The sequence below is a fragment of the Streptomyces populi genome, assembly GCF_002911015.1.
Taxonomy (GTDB): Bacteria; Actinomycetota; Actinomycetes; order Streptomycetales; family Streptomycetaceae; genus Streptomyces; species Streptomyces populi.
This window is the reverse complement of the sequence record NZ_KZ627026.1, coordinates 1-10,085: the sequence shown is the minus strand read 5'-3', so window position 1 is coordinate 10,085 and position 10,085 is coordinate 1. Positions and strand designations below refer to the sequence as shown.

Here is a 10,085-nt window from a genome sequence, read left to right as displayed (position 1 = left end):
CCCCGGCCCCTCGCGCCGGGTTCCGGCTGCGGGTGGTCGATGGTTCGTGTGTGTTTTCCGTTTCCGGCCGGGGAAAGTCGGGCGTCGGTTCTGGTTCGTTCGGCTTGTGGGTATTCGATGTGCCGGCGCGGCCCCTCATGCCGGGTTCCGGCTGCGGGTGGTCGATGGTTCGTGTGTGTTTTCCGTTCCCGGTCGGGGAAAGTCCGGTCCCTCCGGCGTTCGAGGGGCGGGGGGAGCTGGTTGGGTGGGGGGATGACTGTGATTCGGCTGGTGCTCGTCGACGACGATCCGTTGGTGAGGGCGGGGCTGGTGCTCATGCTGGGGGGAGCCGAGGACGTCGAGATCGTCGGTGAGGCCGCCGACGGCGGTGAGGTGGAGGAACTCGTCGACCGCACCCGGCCCCACGTCGTCCTGATGGACATCAGGATGCCGGGCGTCGACGGGCTGACCGCCACCGAGCGGTTGCGTGGGCGGGAAGAGGCGCCCCAGGTCGTCGTCCTGACGACCTTCCACGCCGACGAGCAGGTGCTGCGGGCGCTGCGCGCGGGCGCGGCCGGGTTCGTGCTCAAGGACACGCCGCCCGCGGAGATCCTGGCGGCGGTGCGCCGGGTCGCGGCCGGGGACCCGGTGCTGTCGCCCACCGTCACCCGCCAGTTGATGGAACACGCCGCGGGCTCCGCCCTCGACACCCGCAGGTCCGGCGCCCGTTCCCGGATGGCCGTCCTGAACGAGCGTGAGCGCGAGGTCGCCGTCGAGGTCGGCCGGGGCAGTGCGAACGCGGAGATCGCCGTCGGACTGTTCATGAGCGTCGCCACGGTCAAGGCCCATGTCTCCCGCATCCTCGCCAAGCTCGGCCTCAACAACCGTGTGCAGATCGCGTTGCTGGCGTACGACGCGGGGTTGCTGGAGGAGGACGGGCACTGACCGGGTTCCTCGTCCGTTGGGGGTGTGACGGGGAGACCCGCATCCGGTCCACGCCGGGTCGTGCGCGCCGCCGGCCCGGCTGCCGTGTGAGGAGTGGGGAAGCGTGCTGCGTACGGCGGAGATCACCGCGGAGCTGACCGGTCTGGAGGAGCGCCACCGGCTCTACTGGCGCTCTCGGCTGGAGTTCAGCCTCGACTGCTTCATCTGTGAGCGGACCGGGCGGACGACGGTGTTCGAGCGCGGGGCCGAGGAAGCCCTGTGTTCCGGCAGCCGCAGCGGGTTCAAGAGCCACCGCACCGCCGCGAGGATCGCCGGGTTCGACACGACGAACGGCCGGGAGAGACTCGCGGTCCGGGCGCTGGTCGACTTCTGGTGGGCGCCCTTCACCGACACCCGGGACAGCCGGAAGGCCGCCGCGCCCACCAGCCACCCGTGGGTGCGGCTGCACCTCGCCTATCACTGCCCGGAGGCGAAGGAGTCGGGCACCGGCAGCATCCAGACCAATCTGGTGCGGCCGTACCGCCTGACGTGCAAGCACTGTGACCAGGTGCTCGGCGTCGACAGCGAGACCCCCGCCGTCCGGCTTCTGGGGTGAGGGGCCGGCTCGGGTCCGTGTCTTCGGGTGCCTGTCAGAGCCTGCCGCCCGGGATCTCCGCCGGTGAGACCGGGCGGCGCTCGCGCCGGGACAGTTCGCAGGCCTCGGCGATCCGCAGCGCCTCCAGCGCCTCGCGGCCGTCGCAGGGGTTGGCGCGCTCGCCGCGGACCACCTCGACGAACGCGGCGAGCTCCGCCTCGTACGCGGGGCCGAAGCGTTCGAGGAAGCCCGTCCACGGCTTGTCCGCGGGCGGCGGTCCGGCCGGTTCGGTCGAGGCGATCGGCGTACGGTCGTCCAGCCCCACGGCGATCTGGTCCAGTTCACCGGAGAGCTCCATGCGGACGTCGTAGCCCGCTCCGTTCACCCGGGTCGCCGTCGCCGTGGCGAGCATGCCGTCGTCGAAGGTGAGGACGGCGGCACCGGTGTCGATGTCGTTCGCCTCGCGGAACATCGCGGGCCCGGCGTCGGAGCCGGTCGCGTACACCTGGACGACCTCGCGGCCGCTGACCCAGCGCAGCATGTCGAAGTCGTGGATCAGGCAGTCGCGGTAGAGCCCTCCGGAGAGCGGGAGGTAGTCGGCCGGAGGCGGCGACTGGTCCGACGTCATCGCGCGCACGGTGTGCAGACGGCCGAGCCGGCCCGAGCGCACCGCCTCGCGGGCGGCCGTGTAGCCCACGTCGAAACGGCGCTGGAAACCCATTTGCAGAACCGTTCCGGCGGCATCGACCTCGGCGAGCGCGGCCAGCGTGCCCGGGAGGTCGAGGGCGATGGGCTTCTCGCAGAAGACCGGCAGTCCGGAGCGTGCCGCCCTGCCGATCAGTTCGGCGTGGGCCGAGGTGGCGGCGGTGATGACCACCGCGTCCACGCCCCAGGTGAATATCTCGTTCACGGTGGGAGCCGCCGTCGCGCCCAGCCGGTCCGCCAGCCGCTGGGCCCGTACGGGGTCGGCGTCCGTGACGATGAGGGAGCCGCCGACCTCGCGGTGCCGGCTGAGAGTGGCCGCGTGAAATGCACCGATACGGCCCGCTCCGATGAGTCCGATGCGCATGGGAACAAACTGGTGGGCGACCCGTCGCGCTGTCAATGGTTTGTCCGGACAACCGAACTTCACAACTTCCCGTCAACATCTCCCGGGGCTACGCTCGATCCGTGGCCAAACCAGATGTGGATCCGACCGTGGCGCTCCGGCTCGGCGTCGACCGCACCAGTCCGGTCCCGCTGTACTTCCAGCTGGCGCAGCAGTTGGAGGCCGCCATCGAGCAGGGAGCGCTGACCCCGGGCAGCCTGCTCGGCAACGAGATCGAACTCGCCGGGCGCCTCGGCCTGTCCCGTCCCACGGTCCGCCAGGCCATCCAGTCCCTCGTCGACAAGGGGCTGCTCGTACGGCGCCGGGGCGTCGGCACCCAGGTCGTGCACAGCCAGGTCAGGCGCCCCCTGGAGCTCAGCAGCCTCTACGACGACCTGGAATCGGCCGGCCAGCGCCCCGCGACCAAGGTGGTCGTCAACACCGTCGAACCCGCGTCCACCGAGGTCGCGGCCGCCCTCGGGGTGACCGAGGGCGCCGAGGTCCACCGTGTCGAACGACTGCGTCTGGCGCACGGCGAGCCGATGGCGTACCTCTGCAACTTCCTGCCCCCCGAGCTGCTGGAGCTCGACAGCGCCCGGATGGAGGCCACCGGTCTGTACCGGCTGATGCGCGGCGCCGGCATCACCCTCCACAGCGCCCGCCAGTCCGTCGGCGCCCGCGCGGCCAGCGCGGACGAGGGCGAGCGGCTCGGCGAGCCGGCCGGGGCCCCCGTGCTCACCATGCAGCGCACCACCTTCGACGACACCGGCCGCGCCGTCGAGTTCGGCTCCCACATCTACCGGGCCTCGCGCTACTCCTTCGAGTTCCAGCTCCTCGTGCGGTCCTGACGCGCCGGCCCTCCGCACGGCCGTGATCCGCGCACCCGCCCGGGACGCCGGACCGGGTGTTGTCTTCATCACCCATAATCCGCATCACGCCCATGGGGTGGGTGATCGTTTCCGCCTGCCGAAGCGCTGCACCATGCCGGGCGGCCACACCCGGGACGGGATCACGCCGGACGAGCCGACGCGCCGGACGGCGGGCGGAAGCGGGCCGGAGAACCGTGCCGTGCGAGGAGCGCGGGGTCGTGCCCCGGACGGCCGCGGAGGCCGGCCGGGACGGGCGACGGACGCCCCTCGCGTCACCTGCGTCACCGTGCTTCCACGGTGCGGCGCCGGTGCGGCGTAGGGCAGAATCGGCGCGATGAGCACCTACCGCGACCTCGCGCTGCCCCGAGCGCTCGGCTCCGCTCGTGCGGGGGGCACCCCCATCGGCTCCGCGCGGGCCACCGTCCTGCGGACCGTGGGCACACGCGAGCGCCGTTCCCATCTGACGGCACCCCGCGTCCCCACCGTCGGCATCGACATCGGTGGCACGAAGGTGATGGCGGGCGTGGTGGACGCCGACGGCAACATCCTGGAGAAGGTCCGCGCGGAGACGCCGGACAAGTCCAAGAGCCCCAAGGTCGTCGAGGACACCATCGTCGAACTGGTGCTGGACCTCTCCGACCGGCACGACGTGCACGCCGTCGGCATCGGGGCGGCCGGCTGGGTCGACGCCGAGCGCAACCGCATCCTGTTCGCCCCCCACCTGTCCTGGCGCAACGAGCCGCTGCGCGACCGTCTCGCCGGGCGGCTCGCGGTGCCCGTCCTGGTCGACAACGACGCCAACGCCGCCGCCTGGGCCGAGTGGCGCTTCGGTGCCGGGCGCGGCGAGGACCACCTCGTGATGATCACGCTCGGCACCGGCATCGGGGGCGCGATCCTGGAGGACGGCCAGGTCAAGCGGGGCAAGTTCGGTGTCGCCGGAGAGTTCGGCCACATGCAGGTCGTGCCCGGCGGCCACCGCTGCCCGTGCGGCAACCGCGGCTGCTGGGAGCAGTACAGCTCCGGCAACGCGCTGGTCCGCGAGGCCCGCGAACTCGCCGCCGCCGACTCCCCGGTGGCCTTCGGGATCATCGAGCACGTCAAGGGCAACGTCGGTGACATCACCGGACCGATGATCACCGAGCTGGCCCGCGAGGGCGACGCCATGTGCGTCGAGCTCCTCCAGGACATCGGCCAGTGGCTCGGCGTCGGCATCGCCAACCTGGCCGCCGCCCTGGACCCCTCCTGCTTCGTCATCGGCGGCGGCGTCAGCGCCGCCGACGACCTGCTGATCGGTCCCGCCCGCGACGCCTTCCGCCGGCACCTCACCGGCCGCGGCTACCGCCCCGAGGCGCGGATCGCGCGCGCCCAGCTCGGCCCCGAGGCCGGCATGGTCGGCGCCGCCGACCTCGCCCGTCTCGTCGCCCGCCGCTTCCGGCGCGCCAAGCGCCGCCGGGTCGAGCGCTACGAACGCTACGAGCGCTACGCCGAGGCCCGCCGCACGACCCAGCAGGAGACGCAGTGACCGCCTCGCTCCCCCGTCAGGCGACATCCCCGGACGAGCCCCAGCGGCCCCCCGAGGACCCGCGCCACAGGTTCCGCCGCCGGGCCCTGACCCTGCTGATCATCGTGCTGCTCATCGGCGTACCGGCCGGCTACCTGGTGATCTCCGCCGACCAGAGCCGCAACAGCGGCAAGGACAAGGAGGAGAAGTACTCGGCGACCGGCCTCACCGCGGGCTGGCCCTCGCGCGTCCAGCGCCGCCTCTACCAGGTGCCCGTCCCCGCCGATTCGACCGACATCGCGTACTACGAGACGAACAACTGGAAGACCAGCCGGCTGTACGTCCAGTTCCGCACCACCCAGAGGGGTCTCGACTGGTTCCTCCGGACCGTCGGCACCAGCCGGACCGCCCTGAAGAAGGACGACATCACCATCAGCGGCCGCGACCAGAAGGTCGTCGGCTGGGAGTTCACGGGTCCCGGCCCCTGGTGGGGGCTCGTCCACGAGCAGAAGGACCCCGCGCCCACCCAGGACATCGTCGTGAACGGTTCCGAGTCCGGTCACCCCATGGTCTACCTCGTCTCGCGCACGATCCCGTAGCCCCGGCCGGCCCGGGCCCCGCAGCGGCCGTGGGAGCCGATTGTCAGACCCCGCCCGTAGAGTCGAAGACGACCGATTCGGCCGAGGGGCGGGAGGTGACCGGGCGTATGGGGGACAGGGTGGAAGCGATGACCGCGCGGGCACTTCCCGCGGGCGCGCCGTCGGCACGGGCACGCTCGGCGGTCACGGGCGGCCCCCGGACGCGAGAGCGCGCGCGGTCGTTCCCGGGCGAGCCGCCCTCCGTCCGGCTCGCCGCCGTCTTCCTGCCCGCGCCGCTGCCCCGCGAGGGACGCGTCGCCTTCTGGGACCCGCAGGGCGAACCCCTGCCCGCCGAGGAGCACGGGGAGAGCCCGCAGCCGGGGGAGCACCCCGGCGGGGTGACACCGGCCGCACCCGGCGAGCGGGCGTCCGCGCGCGAGCACACCGGACTGACGGTCGTACGGCCGCACGGCTCGGGAGTCCGCCGCAGCACCGTGCCCGCCCGGATCCTCCCCCTCGACGAGGCCCTGCCCCTGCTCGCGGGGGCACGGCGGGACCCCGCGGCCCATCCCGCCACCGCCTGCTGGGGCGCCGCCGCACTGCACGCGCTGCGCCTCGTCGCCCGCGGACGGCTGCTGCCGGGGCTCACCCCCGACGGCTTCGACGCCTGGCGCGCGGGCCCCCTGGACCCGGACGACATCGCCCACCTCAGGTCGGTCGCCGAGGCCCTCCCGTACGAGGGACACGCCGTCCCCCTGCCCGGCAGGGGACCGGTCCGGCTGCCCGAGCCGGAAGCGCTGATGCGGTCCTTCCTGGACGCGGTCGCCGACACCCTGCCCCGCACTCCCGCCGCGCCCCACACCTGCGGCAGGCCCTTCGCGGCCCGCGAGCCGCAGCGGCTGGCCGGTGCCCACGACTGGGCCGCGGAGGTCGCGGCGGGCATGGACGCGGGCGTGAGGATCTCGCTGCGCCTGGACCTGTCCGCCCACCAGCTCTTCGACGACGGCGAGGGAGCCCGACGCGCGGGCGCCGCCGTCGTCCAGGTGCACAGCCTGGCCGACCCCACCCTCGTCACCGACGCGGCCGCCCTGTGGGCGGGGGACGCCGACGCGGTGTTCGGACCCCGCGCCCGCGTCGACGCCGCCCTCGCCGTCCGTCGCGCCGCCCGGGTCTGGCCGCCCCTCGACCGCCTGTCCGAACAGGACGTGCCCGATGTGCTCGCCCTCTCCGAGGAGGAGCTGTCGGAGCTGCTGGGGGTCGCGGCGACCCGGCTCGGCGCGGCCGGTGTCGCCGTGCACTGGCCCCGGGACCTGGCGCAGGACCTGAGCGCCACCGCGGTGGTGCGTCCCGCGCCCGGATCGGCGACCGACGGGACAGGATTCTTCGAGAGCGAGGAACTCCTCCAGTTCCGCTGGCAGTTGGCCCTCGGCGGAGATCCGCTCAGCGAGGCCGAGATGGACGCCCTGGCCGAGGCCCACCGGCCGGTCGTCCGGCTGCGCGACCAGTGGGTCCTGGTCGATCCCGCGCTCGTCCGCAAGGCCCGCAAGCGCGAACTGGGCCTGCTCGACCCGGTGGACGCCCTCTCCGTCGCGCTCACCGGAACCGCCGAGGTCGACGGCGAGACCGTCGAGGCGGTGCCGGTCGGAGCCCTCGCCACGCTGCGCGACCGCCTCACCGCGGGCGTGCCCGCCGTCGAGCCCCCGCCCGGCCTGGACGCCCGCCTGCGGGACTACCAGCTCCGCGGTCTGGCCTGGCTGGACCTCATGACCTCCCTCGGCCTGGGCGGCTGCCTCGCCGACGACATGGGTCTCGGCAAGACGGTCACACTCATCGCCCTCCACCTGCGGCGGGCCCGCAGCGAACCGACGCTGGTGATCTGCCCTGCCTCGCTCCTCGGCAACTGGCAGCGGGAGATCACCCGTTTCGCGCCCGGTGTCCCCGTGCGCCGGTTCCACGGCCCCGACCGCACCCTCGACGATCTCGGCGGAGGCTTCGTCCTCACCACCTACGGCACCATGAGGTCGGCCGCCGCCCACCTCGCCGATCAGCGCTGGGGCATGGTCGTCGCGGACGAGGCACAGCACGTCAAGAACCCCTACTCGGCGACGGCGAAGGCCCTGCGGACGATCCCGGCCCCCGCCCGTGTCGCGCTCACCGGCACACCCGTGGAGAACAACCTCTCCGAGCTGTGGGCCCTGCTGGACTGGACGACCCCGGGGCTGCTCGGCCCCCTCAAGTCCTTCCGTGCCCGGCACGCGCGCGCCGTGGAGAACGGGGAGGACGAGGAGGCCGTGGACCGGCTGGCCCGGCTGATCCGGCCGTTCCTGCTCCGCCGCAAGAAGTCCGACCCCGGCATCGTCCCCGAACTCCCGCCGAAGACGGAGACGGACCACCCCGTGCCGCTCACCCGCGAACAGGCCTCCCTGTACGAGGCGGTGGTGCGCGAATCCATGCTGGCGATCGAGACCACCGACGGCATCGCCCGCCGGGGGCTGGTCCTCAAGCTGCTGACCTCCCTCAAACAGATCTGCGACCACCCGGCCCTGTTCCTGAAGGAGGACGCTCGGGCCGCCGTGCAGGGGGCCTCCGCGCGCTCGGGCAAACTCGCCCTGCTCGACGAGCTGCTGGACACCCTGCTCGCCGAGGACGGCTCGGCACTGGTCTTCACCCAGTACGTGGGGATGGCCCGCCTCATCACGGCGCATCTGGCCGCCCGCGCCGTGCCGGTCGAGCTCCTGCACGGCGGTACGCCGGTCGCCGACCGCGAACACATGGTGGACCGCTTCCAGAGCGGGGCGACCCCGGTCCTGGTGCTGTCCCTCAAGGCGGCCGGCACCGGTCTGAACCTCACACGGGCGGGCCATGTCGTCCACTTCGACCGCTGGTGGAACCCCGCGGTCGAGGAGCAGGCCACCGACCGCGCCTACCGCATCGGCCAGACCCAGCCCGTCCAGGTGCACCGTCTCATCACCGAGGGCACGGTCGAGGACCGGATCGCCGAGATGCTCGAAGCGAAGCGGGCCCTCGCCGACGCGATCCTCGGCTCCGGCGAGGCGTCCCTGACGGAGCTGACCGACCGCGAGCTGTCGGACCTCGTCTCGCTGCGGAGGCCGGCATGAGCGGAACCGGGGAAGGGGGGGCCCGCGTGCCCGGGACCGGAGCCGACGCACCGGCCGAGGGCGCCGGTCCGCGGCGCCCCGCGACCGGGGACCACCCCGCCGACGAGGCCCGCCGGGCGTTGCGCGCGGCGCGGAAGGCCGCGGCGGCGGCCGACGGCCACCCGGCCGCGTGTGCCGACGCCGACGTGCGTGACGGACAGGAGGCGGTGACCGCTCCGTCGTCCGTGCCGTCGGCCCCGCCCCCTTCGCCCGGCGCGCCCGAGGCGTCCCCGGGGGCGTCCACTCCGGCGAGGCCGGGCGACGCGGCCCGCGAGGCCCTGCGACGGGCGACCGCGGCGGTGAGGTCCGCCGGTGCCGACGCCCCCGCGGGGGCCGGCGACGAGGAGGACGCCGACGCCGGTGCACGTCCGGTCGCGGCCGTGCACCCGGACGCGGGGCCGGACACCGGCATCGGCGCCGGCGCGCGCGTTCGTGCGCACGAGCACGGCCCGAGCGACGCGCCCGACACGCGCGATGCGACGCTCGCGGCGTCCGGGGACGCGGTCGAGGCCGGCTCCGGGCAGCGTCCCGCCGGAGCCCCGGCAGGAGGCCCCGGAGCGGCACGGCGGGCGACGGCCGGTCGTTCCGGAGCGGAGACCGGGGGAGGGGCGCGCCCCGGCGACGTCGCCCGTGAAGCGCTGCGCGCCGCGCGGTCCGAGGCGCTGCGGCTTCGCTCCGAGGAGACGGACGGCGGCGAGCGGTCGAAGGAGGGCGAGGACAGGGGAGCCGGCCCGAGGCGTCGGCCCACCAGGACGTCCCCGCCCGGTGCCCGGGGGCGCCGGAGTCCCGCGCACCCCGTCACCATGGACCGGGCGGCCCAGCAGCGCCGGCTTCGCGACCTGCTCGAGGACGCCTTCCGGCTGCCTCCCGACGTGGCCGCCGAGACCGGGCAGCCCTCGCGTCCGGCCGACGACGCCGGAGAGGGGATCCACGGCCGGCCCCACGACCGCCTCGCGCGCCCCCAGCACACCGAACACATCCAGCACGTCGAACCCACCCGTCACACCGAACCCACCCGGCGCGTCGGACACTCCGCGTACCCCGAACCCGTCGACCACCCCGGACACTCCCCGTACCCCATGCCCGAGCGGGAGGCGCCGACAGCCGTCGAGCCCTTCACGGTCGGCTCCCTCGTCCCGGAGCTCTTCACCTCCGAGCCCTTCACCGAGCCCCGGGAGCCCTCCGCTCCCTCCGGTTCCCCCGAGTCCTCCGATCCCCCCGCTCCCGGGGTTCCCCACCGGGATTCCCACGCCTCCCGCCCGTCGGCCGGGGCCCTCGACCGGACCGGCGCCGCGGGCACCGGTGGGCCGGTCACTTCCGTACCGGCCGAGCGGCTCCCCCGCTCCATGGCGGCGCCGGACCGTGACGGTGAGCTGCGCCGTACGTTCCCCGCC

The 10,085-nt window shown here is 74.1% G+C and carries 7 protein-coding genes and 1 pseudogene; 7 read left to right on the top strand and 1 reads right to left on the bottom strand.

Translation table 11 applies throughout. The features are described 5' to 3' along the window. Window positions 1-252: 252 nt before the first annotated feature. Both CW362_RS41215 and CW362_RS41210 read left to right on the top strand, forming a co-directional pair. Complete coding sequence (locus CW362_RS41215) at window positions 253-924, top strand: response regulator transcription factor (RefSeq protein ID WP_103554714.1); 672 nt, start codon at window positions 253-255, stop codon at window positions 922-924. A gap of 103 nt (window positions 925-1,027) precedes the next feature. Continuing rightward, complete coding sequence (locus tag CW362_RS41210; RefSeq protein ID WP_103554713.1) at window positions 1,028-1,519, top strand: hypothetical protein; 492 nt, start codon at window positions 1,028-1,030, stop codon at window positions 1,517-1,519. 34 nt (window positions 1,520-1,553) lie between these two features. Here the strand turns inward: CW362_RS41210 and CW362_RS41205 are convergent, their stop codons facing one another. Next, on the bottom strand, window positions 1,554-2,567 hold the full coding sequence (locus tag CW362_RS41205) for a Gfo/Idh/MocA family protein (RefSeq protein ID WP_103554712.1): 1,014 nt from the start codon (window positions 2,565-2,567) through the stop codon (window positions 1,554-1,556). Window positions 2,568-2,683: 116 nt separating this feature from the next. Between CW362_RS41205 and CW362_RS41200 the strand changes: the two genes are divergently transcribed. From CW362_RS41200 to CW362_RS41175, 5 genes and pseudogenes are all read left to right on the top strand, one after another. Beyond that, window positions 2,684-3,433 carry a GntR family transcriptional regulator gene (locus CW362_RS41200; RefSeq protein ID WP_162684412.1) on the top strand — a complete coding sequence of 250 codons (750 nt, stop codon included), beginning with the start codon at window positions 2,684-2,686 and terminating at the stop codon, window positions 3,431-3,433. 355 nt (window positions 3,434-3,788) lie between these two features. Beyond that, on the top strand, window positions 3,789-4,976 hold the full coding sequence (locus CW362_RS41190) for an ROK family glucokinase (protein WP_240658324.1): 1,188 nt from the start codon (window positions 3,789-3,791) through the stop codon (window positions 4,974-4,976). Then, the gene (locus CW362_RS41185) at window positions 4,973-5,554 is read left to right on the top strand and encodes a sugar kinase (protein WP_103554710.1); all 582 of its coding nucleotides are present in this window, start codon (window positions 4,973-4,975) and stop codon (window positions 5,552-5,554) included. The genes CW362_RS41190 and CW362_RS41185 overlap by 4 nt, the downstream gene beginning before the upstream one ends. A 128-nt stretch (window positions 5,555-5,682) precedes the next feature. After that, a complete protein-coding gene (locus CW362_RS41180; RefSeq protein WP_103554709.1) occupies window positions 5,683-8,652 on the top strand; it encodes an SNF2-related protein in 2,970 nt (989 codons plus the stop codon). 26 nt (window positions 8,653-8,678) lie between these two features. Further along, a pseudogene (locus CW362_RS41175) lies at window positions 8,679-10,085 on the top strand (hypothetical protein); the annotation flags it as partial.